Annotated in this window: 17 protein-coding genes; 4 read left to right on the forward strand and 13 right to left on the reverse strand. The window is 38.4% G+C overall.

The window, feature by feature from the left end:
• Nucleotides 1-205 precede the first annotated feature (205 nt).
• Entirely contained in the window at nt 206-1,003 is a 798-nt protein-coding gene (locus M3196_RS09440) for an alpha/beta fold hydrolase (protein ID WP_251322027.1), read from the reverse strand.
• A 177-nt stretch (nt 1,004-1,180) separates the two neighbouring features.
• Between M3196_RS09440 and M3196_RS09445 the strand changes: the two genes are divergently transcribed.
• Nucleotides 1,181-1,678: a YajQ family cyclic di-GMP-binding protein gene (locus tag M3196_RS09445; protein ID WP_251322028.1), complete on the forward strand. Its 498-nt coding sequence runs from the start codon at nt 1,181-1,183 to the stop codon at nt 1,676-1,678.
• A gap of 34 nt (nt 1,679-1,712) precedes the next feature.
• On the opposite strand, the gene M3196_RS09450 is transcribed toward M3196_RS09445, so the two are convergent.
• From M3196_RS09450 to M3196_RS09475, 6 genes are all read right to left on the reverse strand, one after another.
• Nucleotides 1,713-2,003 carry a DNA-binding protein gene (locus tag M3196_RS09450; protein ID WP_251322029.1) on the reverse strand — a complete coding sequence of 97 codons (291 nt, stop codon included), beginning with the start codon at nt 2,001-2,003 and terminating at the stop codon, nt 1,713-1,715.
• Entirely contained in the window at nt 2,004-2,228 is a 225-nt protein-coding gene (locus M3196_RS09455; RefSeq protein ID WP_251322030.1) for a hypothetical protein, read from the reverse strand.
• Between the two features lie 87 nt (nt 2,229-2,315).
• Complete coding sequence (locus M3196_RS09460; RefSeq protein ID WP_251322031.1) at nt 2,316-3,032, reverse strand: lysophospholipid acyltransferase family protein; 717 nt, start codon at nt 3,030-3,032, stop codon at nt 2,316-2,318.
• 14 nt (nt 3,033-3,046) lie between these two features.
• Nucleotides 3,047-3,421, reverse strand: coding sequence for an SLAP domain-containing protein (locus tag M3196_RS09465; protein ID WP_251322033.1), 375 nt, complete (start codon nt 3,419-3,421; stop codon nt 3,047-3,049).
• Between the two features lie 156 nt (nt 3,422-3,577).
• Entirely contained in the window at nt 3,578-4,129 is a 552-nt protein-coding gene (locus tag M3196_RS09470; protein ID WP_251322034.1) for a hypothetical protein, read from the reverse strand.
• Nucleotides 4,130-4,349: 220 nt separating this feature from the next.
• Nucleotides 4,350-6,740 carry an immune inhibitor A domain-containing protein gene (locus tag M3196_RS09475; protein ID WP_251322035.1) on the reverse strand — a complete coding sequence of 797 codons (2,391 nt, stop codon included), beginning with the start codon at nt 6,738-6,740 and terminating at the stop codon, nt 4,350-4,352.
• 262 nt (nt 6,741-7,002) lie between these two features.
• On the opposite strand from M3196_RS09475, the gene M3196_RS09480 reads away from it, so the two are divergent.
• Nucleotides 7,003-8,580, forward strand: coding sequence for a hypothetical protein (locus tag M3196_RS09480; protein ID WP_251322037.1), 1,578 nt, complete (start codon nt 7,003-7,005; stop codon nt 8,578-8,580).
• Between the two features lie 366 nt (nt 8,581-8,946).
• Here the strand turns inward: M3196_RS09480 and M3196_RS09485 are convergent, their stop codons facing one another.
• The 5 genes from M3196_RS09485 to M3196_RS09505 form a co-directional block, all read right to left on the reverse strand.
• A complete protein-coding gene (locus M3196_RS09485) occupies nt 8,947-9,897 on the reverse strand; it encodes a TIGR03943 family putative permease subunit (RefSeq protein ID WP_251322038.1) in 951 nt (316 codons plus the stop codon).
• An 18-nt stretch (nt 9,898-9,915) separates the two neighbouring features.
• On the reverse strand, nt 9,916-10,926 hold the full coding sequence (locus tag M3196_RS09490) for a permease (RefSeq protein ID WP_251322040.1): 1,011 nt from the start codon (nt 10,924-10,926) through the stop codon (nt 9,916-9,918).
• A 65-nt stretch (nt 10,927-10,991) separates the two neighbouring features.
• Nucleotides 10,992-12,158 (reverse strand): NAD(P)-binding domain-containing protein, encoded by a 1,167-nt coding sequence (locus tag M3196_RS09495; RefSeq protein WP_251322041.1) that lies wholly within the window; start codon nt 12,156-12,158, stop codon nt 10,992-10,994.
• Nucleotides 12,159-12,249: 91 nt separating this feature from the next.
• Nucleotides 12,250-13,119 carry an NAD(P)-dependent oxidoreductase gene (locus M3196_RS09500; RefSeq protein WP_276531313.1) on the reverse strand — a complete coding sequence of 290 codons (870 nt, stop codon included), beginning with the start codon at nt 13,117-13,119 and terminating at the stop codon, nt 12,250-12,252.
• Between the two features lie 62 nt (nt 13,120-13,181).
• Complete coding sequence (locus tag M3196_RS09505) at nt 13,182-13,496, reverse strand: hypothetical protein (protein WP_251322043.1); 315 nt, start codon at nt 13,494-13,496, stop codon at nt 13,182-13,184.
• Between the two features lie 448 nt (nt 13,497-13,944).
• On the opposite strand from M3196_RS09505, the gene M3196_RS09510 reads away from it, so the two are divergent.
• Nucleotides 13,945-14,682 (forward strand): hypothetical protein, encoded by a 738-nt coding sequence (locus tag M3196_RS09510; protein WP_251322044.1) that lies wholly within the window; start codon nt 13,945-13,947, stop codon nt 14,680-14,682.
• 71 nt (nt 14,683-14,753) lie between these two features.
• Nucleotides 14,754-15,944: a hypothetical protein gene (locus tag M3196_RS09515; protein WP_251322045.1), complete on the forward strand. Its 1,191-nt coding sequence runs from the start codon at nt 14,754-14,756 to the stop codon at nt 15,942-15,944.
• A 24-nt stretch (nt 15,945-15,968) separates the two neighbouring features.
• Here the strand turns inward: M3196_RS09515 and M3196_RS09520 are convergent, their stop codons facing one another.
• A complete protein-coding gene (locus tag M3196_RS09520; protein WP_251322046.1) occupies nt 15,969-17,321 on the reverse strand; it encodes an MFS transporter in 1,353 nt (450 codons plus the stop codon).
• Between the last annotated feature and the right edge of the window lie 39 nt (nt 17,322-17,360).

Consider the following 17,360-nt stretch of genomic DNA (forward strand, 5'->3'; position numbering starts at 1 on the left):
TTTTTGGGGGTGTTTTTTTCACGTGTACAGGAACTCCTATAAAATGGATAATGATGTGATAATAGTCATTTTTATATGATGAAGGACATTTTTTATGTGATGTTTGCCCTTTTTTATGTGATGATTACTTATTATTTTTATGTGATGATGTCTTGTTGATTCTCATTAAAAAAAAGCCAGCTGAATGTAGCTGGCTCCCCCTAAATTATGAAGCAGTCGGTGCTGCTGCAATCTGCTTTTTGATAAAATCAATCGACTTTTTATTAAAGATTTCAGGCTGATCGACATTGCAAACATGTCCACAATCTTTTATCGTTAAAAGCTTTGAATGCTTTTTCTTATCGATGAATGCCTGAATCGGCGGCAAAAACATATAATCTTCCTCACCCATAATATAAAGTGTCGGGATTGGCATTTCTTTTCTTGTTAATTTTTGCAAAAACGGATTAATTTTAAGCGTTAATTTAAACCAGCGCTTAAATTCTTTTTGACATAGCTTTTTCGCCTCTCCAATAAACAATGAGCGAGATGCTTCATGTCTTTTTTTCGGCATGATCACCCATGCAAATAAGCTGTACAGCCACATATAGGGGATGAAAGATTTGCATAAATTTCCGACAGCAATCAAAAACTGGGAACGGAAATTCATTTTCGTTACTGCTCCGCCAAGTGTCATGGAAGCTACCCGTTCTGGATACAGTTCAGCGATTGTCTGAATCAGTATCGTTCCTAAAGAAATCCCGACAAAATGCGCTTTTTGAATTTTCAAATAATCCATTACTTCCAGCACATCAAGGCTTACTTCTTTAAATGAATATTTTTTCAGTAAAAATTTATCGGATTGCGATTTACCATGACCTCTTAAATCAACAAGTAATATATTAAAGTGTTGTTTAAATTCTCTAAGCTGTTTATACCAAATGGATGAACTGCCCCCTGCTCCATGGACAAAAATCACCCATTGATGATTTTTTTCGTGTGTGTACGTTTTGTAATGAAGCACAAAGTACTCCTCCTAGTGGTTAAAACATTCTGTGAATTTTCCAGCCTTCATTTTATCATACTATACCTTGTTTTGTACCCCTATAAGACGAAAAGAATGTGTACAAACTGGAAACATGACATATTTCTCTTTATACTGTAGTTATATAAACGAATAGAAAGTCAGGAGGTTTCATAAATGGCTAAAGAAAGTTCATTTGACATTGTTTCACAAGTCGATTTATCCGAAGTAGACAACGCGATTAATATTGCAACAAAAGAAATCACAACACGCTATGATTTTAAAGGAAGCAAAAGTGAAATCACACTTGATAAAGCAAGTGAAGAGCTAGTTTTGGTATCTGATGATGAGTATAAGCTTGAACAGCTAAAAGATGTATTGATTACGAAGTTGATTAAACGCGGTGTTCCAACTAAAAACTTGGATTACAGCAAAATTGAACAAGCTTCAGGCGGAACAGTTCGCCAGCGTGCAAAGCTTGTTACAGGAATTGATAAGGACAATGCGAAGAAAATCAACACATTGATCAAAAATTCCGGATTAAAAGTAAAGAGCCAGGTTCAGGATGATCAAGTCCGTGTAACCGGAAAGAATAGAGACGATCTTCAGCAGATTATTGCACTTGTAAGAGAAGCAAACCTGCCGATCGACGTTCAGTTTATTAACTACAGATAAAATACAGATAAAAAAAGCTTGAGGAATTTTCTCCTCAAGCTCTTTGTTTGAAATTTTCTTTTGCTGAAAGCCATTCATAAACATGATGATATTGATAGTACCTCGTACCTTTTAGTTCGATACTCGGTATATCTGGATATTTACGTAAAAGTTCCTCTACTTCATTAAGCTTTAGTCCCACATAATTGTGCAGATCTGTTTCTTTAATCAGCACCGGATAGTCAGCAAAGCTGTTTCCTGGATTTTTAAAATGCTTTAATCCTTCCCCAATAAAATAACCGAGTGCTGCCAGTCCTAACCCAACCCAAAGTAAGCTGATCTCCATCTATACTGATTCCTTTTTGTCACTAGAATCTATCAGTTTCATCTGTTCAAGCTCCAGCCTCATCTTTTGCGTTTCGATCACATAATTGTCGTGCTTTAATCTTTCAAGTTCAAGCTCATCTTTTAGCATTTTGTGTTTAAGTTTTGTTTGCGATTGAAAATGTCCTAATACGATTGCGATAATTGGAATTGAGAATATCATAATGACTGAAATTGTCCCCGTCATAGTGTGTTCCTCCTAGGAATTTTTACCTTATGTTCCAATAATACCAAATATAAACAGAACTCGTACAGACATAGAGATAAACTTTATTTAAGATACTGCCTTTTTCACGCCTTCTTTTATGATGAGTTGAGATAACTTTGCCAAATCTTTCGCTTCTTGCTTCTGCGGATAAATGGGAGGATGAACCTCAATATGAACGTTAGCCGGTTTAATCCAGAATCCCTGCTGCTCCATCATTTTATAGGAACCATTAATTGTTACAGGAATGATTGGTACACCAGACTTCGTCGCCAACTTAAAGCTGCCGGCTTTAAATTCAGCCATCTCATCTCCTTTACTTCTCGTCCCTTCAGGAAAAATAACAAGAGATGTTCCGTTCCGAAGGAATTGTGCCCCTTCACTAATAGCTTTTACCGACTGCCGCACATTTTTCCGGTCCATGAAAAGACAGTTCAGCTGCTCCATCCACGTTCCGATAAAAGGCACTTTTTTCACTTCTATCTTTGAAATAAAAGCCTTTGGTTTTTGAAGATAGCCCAGCAATAGGGGGATATCAAAATTGCCTTGATGATTGCTTACAAAAAGAACTGCTGTGTCCTTCGGGATGTTCTCTTCCCCGCTTACCGTTATTTTTGAGCCGCTCAGTTTCACAAGAGATCGGGACCACTCTTTTACCTTTACAACTACCAGTTCATCACGTTCTTGAATTCTGCCTGACCTCTGTAAATGCTTTACACGATAAAGAGCTGGTATCCATTTGATAAACACTGCCCAAAAATAAATAAACCAAATAATCGTTCTCAAAACCTTCCCCCGCTTTAACTAATTACTAATTCACGAGACTCACCACTAGGTGTATCATCCAAACTGCCTGCTGAAAAAATAAATGTCCAGGGCATACTTGTTTGAGCAGGAACCTCTAACGTGTATGAAGATTCGAACTCACCAATAGTCTGATCCTTTTCTTTATATACGACTTTTTTGCCTAAAAGTGACATCGGAATTCTAGAATAATTGTTTAATAAAACCGTTACCAAAAATTCTTGCTTATGATTAAATGCAGTTTTTAATATTACAGCCTGCTTCTCTTTTTTTTCCTCTGTATTTATTACAGAAAAGACACGCTCAATTTCAGATCGGTCTTTTGGTGCCAAAGTCTTGTCCCACGCTGATTCGAATACCAATTTTTGCAAGGTTTATCACCCTTTCGATTCATCTTACCATATTTATTATTTAATCTTTTTTAAAAGGAGGTTATTCCGACAATCTTCTTAGGTACATCTTCCTTTTACCTCAATAACCAAAATTAAAAAGGGATGTGAATTATTTTAAAAAAACAGCTTTCATTATTATTCATAAATGGAACTCGCAGCTTTCAGAAGATCTGATTTTGCCTTCTTGCTTTCGGTTTCCTCTTTTTTTAAGTATTCTATCTTGTGATATAGACCACTTTCTTTCCAAGCTAATATCGGTAAGTCTGCACTTCCTGAAAAATAGGCTTTTGTTCCATCTTCAAGCTTAACTTTTTCCCCAGTCTCAAGTTTTTCTGAATTTGGTAGAAAATTAGAGATGTGATAAGCAATATAAACGTTTTTTCCCTCTTGCTTAGGATAAAAAACAGAATCTAGAAGGATGTTTCTCTTTTCCCCCCAGTCAGATATTTGAAAGGTAGATAAAGCTACTTTAAAAGGAAAATTATCTGGCAGTTTAATTGTAAATGGAAGAGCTTTTTTAGCTTCTTCTTTTGAAACAGCATCATAATATCTCGGATAAGTACCTTTCGGGTGATCCTGCAGTTTTAAGTTTTTGTCATTTAATGTACCTGTACCTTGTGCGTTACTTGAACAGCCTACAAGAAAGATCATTAAAAGAAAATAAACAAAAAGGTTTTGCTTATTCAACTGCCCCACCCATTTCTTAATTTTTGATTTTTCCTCACTATTACTCTTTACAATTATTTCTACAGGACGACTCAAAGTTCCTTGTGAAATGCATTTATAATCCTGATATAAGTTACTTTCATGATTCGACAATATTTCCACGGGAATAATCATTATTCTACAAAAATTACTTTTAGATAAAAAAGCCTAAGAAACCGAAATGATTTCTTAGGCTTTAATTTTATTTAGTAATCTTAATTTTTGCCGTACTTCGATCAGCTGCTTCTTCTAGTACTTCAATTTTTAATCCGTATGAAGGAAGCTTCAAACCAGAATACGGGCTGGATGGGCTCCAGTAATTTGAGGTATCATCAAACAATGATACTGGTGCTTTTGCAGCCTGGTACATGTGATTTCCTTGACCATAATCCACATCTAGAGCAGCACCTTTCACCTTGCTAAATGGTGCATCATAGATTTGATAGCGTGTACTTGCCAAGTCACCAGTTGCTACGTTTCCACCCCAACGGTGAACGTTTTGGTGAGCATCAACTACACCGACAAAACCTTTACCAAGATGTGAGCCAACCCAGTTGTTGTCATAGGCATTGTTCACATACCAGATCACCATACCAGGGTCATAAGACATGATAGAATTGCCACGCTTTAAGTGAGCAAGACCATTGTCCACGCCATCATGGTTTCGCCATTCTACTAAATAGTAATGAGACTTTAACTCTTTACCTTCGTGCTTTTCAAAATGGTCTAAAGCAAACTTAGGTGTTCCTTCAGCTCCATCTTCAAATGCAGTTGCTCCATCTTTTGTTACTTTTACATTATCAACGAAGAATCCATCTTCATTGCTGCCCCAATCCGTCATGTAGCGGAATTGCAGCTGAATGTTTTGTCCAGCATATTGGCTTAAATCGATCGATTCGTGAATCCATCCATTTGAATGTCCTGTATAACCAGGAAGATTTTCTTTAATAGCAGGGTATCCGTCAGCTACTAAATCACTATTTGTGTTAGGTGTAGAAAGTGATTTCCAAGTTACGCCATTATCTGTAGAAACTTGAACCATCGCATAATCCCAGTTTGATTCAATCTTATACCAAGCGTCATAATCTAACGTTGCAGATGTTGCGCCCGTTAGATCAACGTTTGTTACCATCTTATGGTCGATCTCATCTCCTCTTCCGCCATAATAAGCGTAAGAACCAGATGCTGGAGTTGTAATTTGGTTTACTTGATCAGGCAAGTTGATACGGACAGCATCTTCGTTCGTACCTTTTGTAGATGCTTGGTCAAGCGTTACTGTTACTCCATTTTTGCCAAGAGAATTCACATCAACTGTCTTGCCTTGCAGCCATTTTCCACCAATCGTAGATTGATAGAATTCTTTTGCAAGCGGGCTGAATCCAGTCGGCTCTGTTCCAGGAATCTCCCCAGCCCAGCTTCCGCTAGACATGATTGACCAGTAAGAGACAGGTTCACCATAAGGAGTTGAGTACACAGTATCATACTCATCCGGATAGTTAAGATCGTGACCGAACTCATGCGCGAATACTCCAGTTGCTCCATCTTCTGGCTCAATGGTGTAATCATAAGCACCCATCGCTCCGCCCCAGTATGGAACTGTTGCAGTTGAACCAGGAATCGCGTAGACACCGCCGAGATTCCAACGGTGAGACCAGATTGCGTCAGCACCTAAGCTTCCGCCGCCTGCTTCTTCACCTACACCGGCATGAACAACCATTAAGTGGTCAACAAGTCCGTCTGGCTCGCGCTTGTTTCCATCACCATCAAGGTCGTAAATATCTTCTTTATCGTATTGTGTTAAATCAACACCATTTGCTGCAGCTGCTGCTAAAGCTTCCGCTACTAGATTACGAGGTCTAGAGTCATTGTCAGAAGCGTTGTTTCCACCGTAGTATGCAGCATCGTTCTTTGCTGTATACCACCCGTAGACATCTCCATCAATCGTATAAGATCCGCCTGATTGCTGCAGGTAGAACTGTTTCATAGAAACCATGTTCTTACCGTTTGGACCTGTATAGCCATTATCTCCGAAAATCATATCGCGATAGTGCTGCTGCGTATATTTCGGATAATGGAAATCCGTTTCGGAAGGTGTAATGCTTCCTTCTTTATAGTCATTATAGTCAATTAATAAAACTAAAATTTGGTCTTTGCGTACATCACCACTGTATGTTTCAGCTTGTGCGCTATCTAAGGATGACACAGTAGCAGTACTAGATTTCTTACCGCCTTTTCCAGGAGAAGTTGTTGTAGAACCGCTGTCAGCTGTAGACTTCATTTCTCCTTTTAAGAAGTTAGCTGTTTCTTCAACATCATGCTTCTCGTGAAGGTGAACAGAACTGCCTCCCGCACGTTTTTTCAAATATTTATTAAGCTCTGCTTCTTGTTGTTGTGGATTTAACCCTGCTTTAATGACGCCACGCTCTGTCAATGACTTGATTAAACGGTCCTGATTGACTATCCCTAGGTCAACCGGAGCCACGTCTTCATTGTGTTTTTTAGCAGCAACCGGATCTACTGATGCTGGGCTTGTCCAAAGAAAAGTCCCCGCGAGAACCGAAGCTGCCGCAAAACTAGTAAGAACTCGTTTCATTCTTTACATTCCCCCTAACAGAATATTCGCATTTTTACGACTTTTTAATTTTAACATAAAAATTTTCCAATAAATGTGAGGAATTTTAACTATTTTTGTCATTTTTAATAGGTCTATTTAACTATAAAAATGCTGTTCCTAGGACTATCTAATCCTAAATATCTATCATTAGATAAAAAAAAGAATAATTTTTACAGGAATATACGTCTACATATCGAATACTAATAATCTTGTTCTTTTATAGAAAAAAGGGGGCATTACCATGACCATTGATTCGAAAGTAAAAAAGAAAAAGAATTATTCGAATCGCAAAGCTTATCTTCTTCCTCTTGCAATTGTTCTGCTTTTGGTAGGATTGGTTGTCTGGAACAACATCCGTCAGGAGACTAAACTTCCAAATAAAGACTGGAGCCGCTCAGTCAGCATCTCAGCTGAGTCCATCAGCTCAGAACCGATTGTATATAAGGTAGACAATCAGTATCACATCTACACACGTCTTAAGGATGGTATAAAAGCTACTATTTTGGATGAAAAACTAAATGTTGTTTCCGAAAAGACAGAAAAGCTACCCATTGATGAAAGAGGCAACTTTTGGACAAATGGAAAGCAGATCGCATTTGTTTCAAACGGCGATCTAATCATTTTTGAAGGAGGCAAGCAAACGGTTTTAGATAAAGGTGTTGAATTTTTAGCAGATGCAAAAGACCGGTTTGCCTATACAAAAGGAAATGAAGTCTATGTATATGAACAGGCTAACGGCAAAAGTCAATTAATCTTTTCTGCCAAAGAAAAGGTAGTTGAACTCACAGGAAACCCTGAATCTGCTTCGTTTATTGCAGCTGTCGGGGAAAAAGTTCAAATGGAAGCATTCTTTTTAACTGAAAAAGGCGGTAAATATGAAGCGAACTCATTGCTTCAATACAGCAAAACGCCTACTGATAAAATTTATAACTTTAAATTTGCTGAAGCTGGTGACACGGTTCATATTCTCTATACATTTTATTCATCAAAGCAAGGTACGAAATCATTTAAAACGTTCTATAGTTCAGCTCCCGTTGATCAGTTAAAAGACTTATCTTTTAAAAGTGTAAATTTTAAAGATCCATCACTTGGATACGATATCGAAAACCCTACTTATCTGAACTTAGATATAGAAGACAATAAACCTTTTATTCTTTTTTCAGCAAGAGGCCCGATATCTACTAAAAAGGATGCAGGAAATATTTATAGAGCTTCATTAGAAGATAACGGCTGGGAAGCAACCCGTATCAGTACAACTCAAGATTTTTCAATCTATCCTGTAAAAGCAGATGATCAAACGGTTTTTTGGCTAAAAGCGGAGTCTGTCCAAGATTATCAAGTTCATGCAGCTAGTCAGGATCCTGTTATTATGAAAAGCAGCCAATCTATCGGAAGGCAGGATGTCTACAATGCAACGTTTGATGCTTTTGCGGCTTCGATCGTATCGTTTATTGCGATGACAAATGCTTTTGTGTGGATCGTTCCGCCAATCTTGTTCTTAGGTATTTTGTATGTTGTTAAAATAGATGCTATTGAAGAAGAAAGACCGTGGGTTAAATGGATATCCATTGCACTATTTGTTTTAACACAGCTTTATGTCATTCAATCGCTGTTCAATAATCGTTTCTATACAATTGCACCGGAATACTTAACCTTTAATGGAAGTTCACTTGTCCTTCCAATCATTGTTTCAATCGTTTCATTTTATATCATGCAAGCCGTTAAAAATAAGGATTGGGGCCTGTTTGCACAAGTGTCTTACTTCATCGGAGTCACAGTATTGTTCCAGTTGTTTGTTGTAGGTACTTATGTATACTAAACGTTAAAAAGCGGAGGATCCTTCCCCCGCTTTTTTTCTAGGCTCTTTTCTAAGATATTGTTGCTTCTGGGACGATTTTCGTGATAAGCTCCCAGCGGCATGTTGATTGGAGTGTAAGGTGCGAGACTCCTGCGGGATTAGCGTGCCAACCACCTGAGAATACTTCTCGCAAGGCATGCGACGAGGAAGCCCGCTTCGGTAGGATTTTCTTGCAGACGCAGGAGCACAAATTCTTCCTTGAATACGAGTCTTTACCCATCTTCCTCCAAAAAGCTCACCTTACCCCTCGCGGAAAGCGAGCATCCTGAAACGGAGATCAACTACTTTCAAAAAACAACAATGAATACGAAAACAGCTTTTTTTCTATTAATACGCTCCCAGACTCTCTGCACTTGGATACACGTATGGATCCTTAAGAGGTTCGATTTTCTTCAAAGATTCTACCTTAACAAGAGGCAGGCGAACGTTATTGTATTCTGTTTCATCGATAGTACCCGTTACGGTGAACCAAGTATCCGTCTTAAGCTTTGAAACTTGATCTCCTTCAACAATAGTCCCATAAACAACGGCATCTGCACTGCAGCAGTTCATAGAGAAACGGGCAATAACAGCCTGATCTTCCTCCATACCATCTTCTCTGTATACAAATCCGGTTGTCTCAATCTTTTTACCTTTAAACTGATCGAGATAGATATCTAGAACACTCATCGTATCTAAGTAGTGTTCCGAAGTGACTTTTACTTTATCTTGTTTTAATAGTTTTTTACCGAATTTCTCATAGTACTCTGTTACATCATACGTTTCTACCGGGTTTTCTTTTTTTACGTTCTCTTCCATCTCTTTTAAATAGCCTTCTGGATCTTCCAAGTAAGCATCAACATCAATTTCCTCTGTTGCAACTACTTTTCCATCCTCTGTCTTTTGAGCAGGCTTCGCATATAACCCGCTTCCGTAACGGATTCCTCGCTTTTCAGCCACTGAACTGTCCATTGCTTTTTCAGGCATCATAAATCCCGTCAGCAAGGGAATCACGAATAGCATATAGATTAAAAAGTGTTTAAGCGGCGTACCTTTTGGCGTATGATCCACGCCGCATCCGCATCCATCTTCATGATGATGCTGCTGAGACCTTCTGAAAAACTGCATAACCCCTAAGATACCAAAAATGGCGATCGCAAAATAAACAAAGATATGCATTTTAGGAGCCACATAATAGGTTAGTTTGCCTGATGTGACCAGTCCGATTAACAGCAGCATAAAGCCAATCAAAATAATGCCTCTTAAGTAGATATGAAAGTCATGGTCACTCTTTTTCATGTCAGCTTCTCTCCCTGTCTAAAAGTACTGAAACACCATTGTTGCCGCAAACACCATAAACGTGATTAACCCCATTAATACAAAGACGAATCGTGTCTTGAAATAAGCAAACATCATAAACATGTTTTTCACATCCAACATCGGTCCGTACACTAAGAAAGCGATGATCGAACCAACTGTAAACGTGCTTCCGAATGACGCAGCAATAAATGCATCCGCCTCTGAACAGATCGATAACAGGAAGGCAAGTCCCATCATCAGGCCAGTTGACATCCATTCATCGCTTCCAAGCGCGAGCAAATCTTTTCGATCCAAGAAGACCTGGAACATACTCGCTAAAAAAGCACCCAAGATAAGAAATTTTCCTGTATCAAAGAATTCGTCAGAGGCATGGTACACTGTCTGTTTCCAACGGCTTGCCGGCATTCCATGAGAATGATCGTGGGCACCGTGCTGTATTTCGGATTTTAATTGATTCTGATTACGAAACAGCCTGTAGATGATGATACCGATCACGACCGCAACTGCCAGAGCAAGTCCTACTCGGCCATACACGACTGTCATATTGGTTCGAAAAGCATAATACGTTGATAAAATAACGACCGGATTTACGATCGGAACCGTTAGCAGAAAGACGACACCTAAATGAAGCGGCATTCCCTTTTTAATTAATCGCCTCACCACAGGGATGATCGCACACTCACAAACCGGGAAAATCACTCCTAAAAACATGACAGCACCTATACCTGCGTAAGGGTTCTTAGGTATGAGCTTCCGAATATGTTCCTCTGTAATAAACGTTTGGATAAGAGCAGAAACGAAAACGCCCAATAAAATAAACGGCACTGCTTCTATTAAAATACTTAAAAACACCGTATTTACATGCATGATTGAATTTGGAAGGTTCTCAAATACTGAGTCGTTCTTGATCTCCTCCATAAATAGAAAAGAAATAATAAAAATCGCCAGCAATAAAAGACCAATCATCTCTTTTCTAACAGACTCTCTAGTTGTATTAAACTCAGCCATTTTTTCACCTCTTTTTGTTTCACTTTTTACAATCTATGAAAACGGCAAAATAGTATGCTAGAACATTAAATAGCCCGCAAGATTCTTTCAGTTGCTCTTCTCGCTCCTGCAATATTTCTTGCTACTGGACCTATCTCCAATTCTGCTAGAGGTCCCATAACAAATAATCCTTCTTCCCATTCCAGCGTTTCAGGTGCAACAATGGGATATCCGCATTTGGCACATCTTAAATTTTCGTTTTCAACTGTATTTTTCAGCCACTCCATACCTGGTGGAGAAGAATGAAACCCTGTAGCGAGTATAATAGACTTCGCTTCGTATGGTTCACCCGTTTTGAAGTGGAGTTTTTTTGCAACAGTATCATAGGATACCGCTTCATTTTTTATCAGCTTTATTTTACCGCTTTTTTCAGCAGATTTTAACCCTAAATAAAGTTCTTTTGTAATAGAACCTTTATGTCTCGCCTCAATAATGGTATTTCTCCTTATCGAGTAATCATTTATTTGATTAAACTTATCCATATACATTGGTCCTTGCCAGCCTGGATCTGAATCAAAGGTATGTACCTTTAAATCCTTTCTAAAAATAAGTGAAGTCTGGCCTGGGTATTTTTTAGATAATGAAAGGGCTAAATGTGCGGCAGAAATACCTCCGCCAATTATGGAGACTGGAAGAGTAATACGGTCTAATTCCGGCATACCTTTTTGAAAAATATGATAGATTGATGCTGCATCTTTACAGGATTGTTCTGCCCACTCTGGCCAAAATGGATGTTCACCTAAACCGATCGCAAGAACTACTTTTTCCGTGTTAAACGTTTTGCCTTCAGCTGTTTTAACCATCCAATATCCCTTATGCTTTTCAATTCCAGCTGCGTTTCCTTGATGCCAGCATTTTAAAATATTCAAATCATGAATCAAGGTATCACAATGGTCATTAAACATCTCAAGAGATGGCCTGTCATAATACCCGTAAAAGTGATTGACTTTGTGATAGTCCGACTGTTTAGAGTATTTCTCAAGCGAAAATGGATTAACATCCATATGATGAACAGAGGGTGAGCGTAAGAATGGCATGGATATGATATTCGTACATGCCTTCCAGTTACTTAGTGGCCGATCATTTTTATCTATAATTAGCAAATCACTGTTGTTAATTTTGTTCTTTTTTAATAGATGAACAGCAAGAGTACATCCTTGTATGCCTCCGCCTATGATAATAATCTTTTTCATAAAAAAACTCCTTAAATGAAAGTCTGTTATTATCTCATTAATTAAATCGTAATAATTACGTTTTGTAAAGTATAAAAATAAACCAGAGCTTTTAACCCTGGTTTGCTAAACGCTTATATAATGCTTGTGTTCCGCTATCTTCGTCTCCCATTTCAGCCAATTCCTCATATAACTTTTTAGCAAGGGCTAAGCCTGGTGTCATCAACCCCATCTCTTCAGCTGAATTCAGAGCGATCGTCATATCTTTAATAAAATGTTTTACATAAAATCCAGGAGCAAAATCACCTTTTAGCATCCTTGGTGCAAGATTGCTTAAACTCCAGCTCCCTGCTGCTCCAGATTCAATGCTTTTTAAGACTGTTTCAGGATTCAGCCCTGCTTTTTCAGCATATAAAATCGCTTCACAAACCCCGATCATTCCAGATGCGATTGCAATCTGGTTGCACATCTTTGTATGCTGGCCAGAGCCTGCTTTCCCTTGGTACACGATGTTTTTTCCCATTTTGGAGAATATCGGCTTCAGTTCATTAAAAGCTGATTCATCTCCCCCGACCATGATCGAAAGTTTAGCATCTCTTGCACCAATATCTCCACCTGAGACTGGTGCATCTAAAGCAAAAAGATTTTTTTCAGAGGATGCTTTTTCAACCTTTTGAGCAAGCTGCGGACTTGAAGTCGTCATATCGATTAAGTATGAACCTGCTTTAGCGTGAGCGATCAGACCGTCTGCTCCCAAGTATACTTCCTCAACATCTGTTGGATAGCCGACCATCGTAATGATTACATCACAATTTTGCGCGATATCCTTTGGTGTATCTGTCCATTGAGCGCCTTTTTCGATAAGGTCATTTGCTTTTTCTTTCGTTCTAGTATAAACAAAAACTGGATATCCTGCGTTCATTAAGTGCCCAGCCATGCTTTTACCCATTACACCTGTTCCAATAAAACCGATTGTCTTCAATTCTCCTCACTCCTTTTTTCTACATTATAACGAAATAAGGGGAAATGAAAAAATCATCGCTATTATGCGATGACTTCACCTTGTAAAATACGTTCAATCTTAATCTCTGCTTGATCATAATCCATGTCTAGATACGTTAACATCGTCATGATATCGTCTTTGGAATGCCTCTTTAATAAATAGAACAAGTTAGGCTTTCTCTTTTTTAAGAGTGTCATGATTTCAATTGTAGGCAGAGTTCTGCCCATAGGCTTTATACGTAAAAATGAGCGGATGTAATTTGTGAAAACCGGGATGGAATCAACAGTATCTGGGTGTGTGTCTAATAGCTTCTGAAATTTCATTAATGAATCAATCAGTTCTTTATTTCTTTCCACGAATCGTCCCTCGTCCTTTCACAATCATTTATCTTGTATCCTTAAAAGTTCGCCTTTTTATCTTTCCATTTTACTTATCGGCTTCTTTTGACAAAATTCTACAACTTTTTCAGAAAGGGGGTCTGACCCCCTACAATTTATTTCCCATCGTGGTTTCAGCGGTATGCCCTAGAGATTTTGCTCCAGTTAACCCCTAATTTTATTTCTTTTTTATTTCTTCAAAACAAAATCAACTTTTCAAAGGTTCGTTATTACTATTATTCCTCAGCATCTTTTGTCCTGATTTTACAAATGCAATTACTCTAGTAAACAGCCCTTTAGAAGCATTTTCCATTTATTTGGTAAGTCATCCTTACTGTTTATCTCTTTTTACATTTACTCATTTGTTTATAAATGGTAAATTTAGCTTGTCGACAAAGGGGTCCCGTAATATGGCAGGAGGAAGAATATGAAAAAACAAGTGGTTTCTACTGTTTTAGCATTCTGTCTCACAGCTTTTTCGGTACCAAATGCTTTTGCTCAGAATCATCATTCGTCTTATACAGATAAGATTCTGCAAATGCAGCCTGACTTAACAGAGGAAGAATTATTATCCAGTGTTCAGACCATCGCAATTAACACAGGAGATACGGAGGAAGCTCTCCTTAAACAGATCTATAAAGAACTGAAAAATGATCAAGAAAAAGCCAAAATGGAAAAACAACTTTCAGGTGAACTCGGTACAATGGGCAGCAGCGGAGGAACTGTATCAGTCGGAACCAGTACAAAAGGAAATTTTTATTACACAGCTTCTCAAACTGCCTACTTAAATCACGGACACGTTGGTATGTACTATACAAGCAGCACTATAGTCGAATCTGTACCAGATACGGGAGTACGGACCATTTCCACTACTTTAAGAAAAGTAGATCAGGGCGATGCTCAAGTAAAATCTGTTACAACGACCACTACGAACCGGGAGAATGCTGCAACCTGGGCATACAGCCGCGTCGGTATCGATGATTATTCTTATAACTTTGTCACCAACAGAACCACTTCCCACTATGGGGATAAAAACTGTTCAAAATTAATTTGGTCGGCCTATAAATTAAACGGCAATCTAGACTTGGACGTGGATGGCGGACTCGGTGTCTATCCACGAGATGTCCGTGATGCACCAGGTACAAGTTTGGTCCGAAATATATAAGAACGAGAAGGCAATAAGGACGTTTCATTACGAACTTATTGCCTTCTTTAGATGAAAAGGTGATCTGACTGATGAAAAAGATGATGTTTTTATTCATTCTTTTACTTCTAATAGGCACATTTGGATACAACCTCTTTTTCAATAAAAGTATTGATGCGTCTCACTCCATTGAAAAGGAAGCCATCCAAGACAAAGATTTTCTAAAAAACAAACAAGCAGTCATGTATTTTTCAACAACGGCCGATCAAGATTTAGACGGTAAGGGAATCAGCTTAGCTGTTTTTATTGATGACAAAGGCAAAGCAGAAGCTTATCGGATGAAGGGGCTTGAGTTAGGGAGTCTTTCTTTTTATGAAAATGAACTTATGCTCGTTGATAAAAACACGTTCAAACTTGTAGGTAAAGCTTATAAAGAATTTAAAATGAACAAGCCACAATATACAGGAGAACGAACTGGCTACTTGAAGAAAGAAGATTTTCATATCAGCATTTTTAATACTGGAGTTAACAAGGATGGAGGATATGATTCAAATATTTGGTTTGGCAATATTAGCGGTGTTCAGTCAGGCAATATTCCTTACTATATTCTGGCCTCCGGAATTCCGAATAACGAAGTATTAATTCTGACGCAAGACACAGAAAAAAACCAATATGCTCTAAGAAAAGTACTTTTTACAAAAAATAAGATGAACGTTCAGGACCTGATTACTCTTCATAACCCACAGAACTCAGAGTTCTCTGTTCGATCTCCTATTTTAAGTGATTCGGACTATTACTATTTTATACTTAGCGAATTCATTGATGATACAACCGAAAACACTGTGTTATTTCGTATTCATAGAAAAACATTGTTACAAGAAAAAATACGATTAGCTACTTATGCAAATAAACAGCATCCTACAGCAGCTATTCCGTATAACGTAAAAAACTCTGCTCACATTTATAATCATAAACTTTATTATATAAACGGATTAGGTGAAGTAGTCACATTTGACACTCAATCCAAAAAGACAAACCTCTTATTCACTTTAAAGGATGCTCCAAAAGATGGAGTACGCCATAACGAAGAGACTTTTTTTAAAGATGACTCTTTGTACGCCGTAAGGTATAGTGAAAAATCTCCTGAAAAACATATACTAGAAAAGTATTCCTTAAACAGCGGAAAAAAGATGGATTCATTTAAAATTAAAGGATTACATGGCATCTTAACGTCTGTAAAAGGCAAATCCATCTATTCTTATGATTTTAAATGGTTAAGATAGTCAAAAAAAGTGTAAGCCATTTGGTTAATTACCGACCTGGCTCACACTTTTCTTTATTTTTAAACGATAGATGATGATGGCTATACAGACTAGAATGGTATAGAAAACAAACACATTCCGGTACACGACCGGAAGCTCGAACATCTTCTGTGCTTCTATTAAAAGTCCTGCCACTGCAACGCCCAATGCTCCACCAAAGAATTGAACAAGCTGAAGCATACCCATTCCAGAGCCCACTTCGTCTTTATTTAAAATTCTGGAGTTCTCATTAGCAAGACTCGACGTTAAGCTTGAGAATCCGATGCTTGTAAACATGTAAAAAATGGCTGTCATATAATACGCCTTGGTTCCGAGAAGTGAAAATAGTATTGCTGATACCATCAACGAGATAAGACCCGCTCGCATGACAGGCAAGTTACCAAAGCGGTCGATCCAGCGCCCCACAAATATAGCAGCAAACGCGGAAAGCATGGCACCTGGAAAAATCACCAAGCCAATAACAGCCGGTTCTTTTCCAAACAAATTCGAGAGCATAACAGGCATGACAAACAAGAACGCAAAGTGTGTCATAAATGCAATAAGTCCAACGAGCAGAATAGCTACGTACCTGTTGTTTTTAAACAGATTCACACGGATAAAAGGTTCATCCTTTTTCTTAGAATACAAAACAAGGACCACGAAGAACAAAACACTCAATCCAAGCAGCCAGAAAGAAAATGAGGAAAGGTACAGCAACAAAGAGGTAACTCCTCCACCCGTTAACAGCGCACCAGCGAAATCAAACGAACCTTCTCTTCTCTTCTCCACCGGCAGATAAATTTTAAAAACCGGAAGCAGCAGTAACACGAGCCCCGTTATGATAAATAAGAAATTCCATCCTAAAAGCTGAGTAATGCCCCCTCCAATTACAGGTCCAAGACCAAAACCAAGTGATGCAGCGGATGAAATAAAAGACATCGCCCGTCCACGTCTTGAAATCGGAATATACCGAGCAGCAAGCACCATTCCAAGTCCAGGCACAGCTCCAGCCCCCATAGCCTGAACCATCCGGCTGGCCAGCACGAAAATAAAGCTATTCGCAAAATAACCGATGATTGATGCGATTCCTAATATAATCAGCCCTGTGATCAACAATCTGCCAATCGGTATAAAATCAGACAGCCTGCTGAACGTAATCGTCGATAAGGCAAACACAATGGAATAACCTGAGACAATCCAGGATCCGGCTGTCGGAGATAAATCAAACTGGGCAATGACACTAGGAAGAGCAACATTAAACATTGTTGTATTCATGACAACCAGCCATACCGTTAAACTCCATAACGGAATAATCCGATTTTCCTGAATTGTACCAAATGGTTCTTCACTGACCGCCATTCTGTTCACCTCTTTCTTCTAAAACAATATTCCTATCTT

Source organism: Fictibacillus nanhaiensis (assembly GCF_023715445.1).
Lineage (GTDB): Bacteria > Bacillota > Bacilli > Bacillales > Fictibacillaceae > Fictibacillus > Fictibacillus nanhaiensis_D.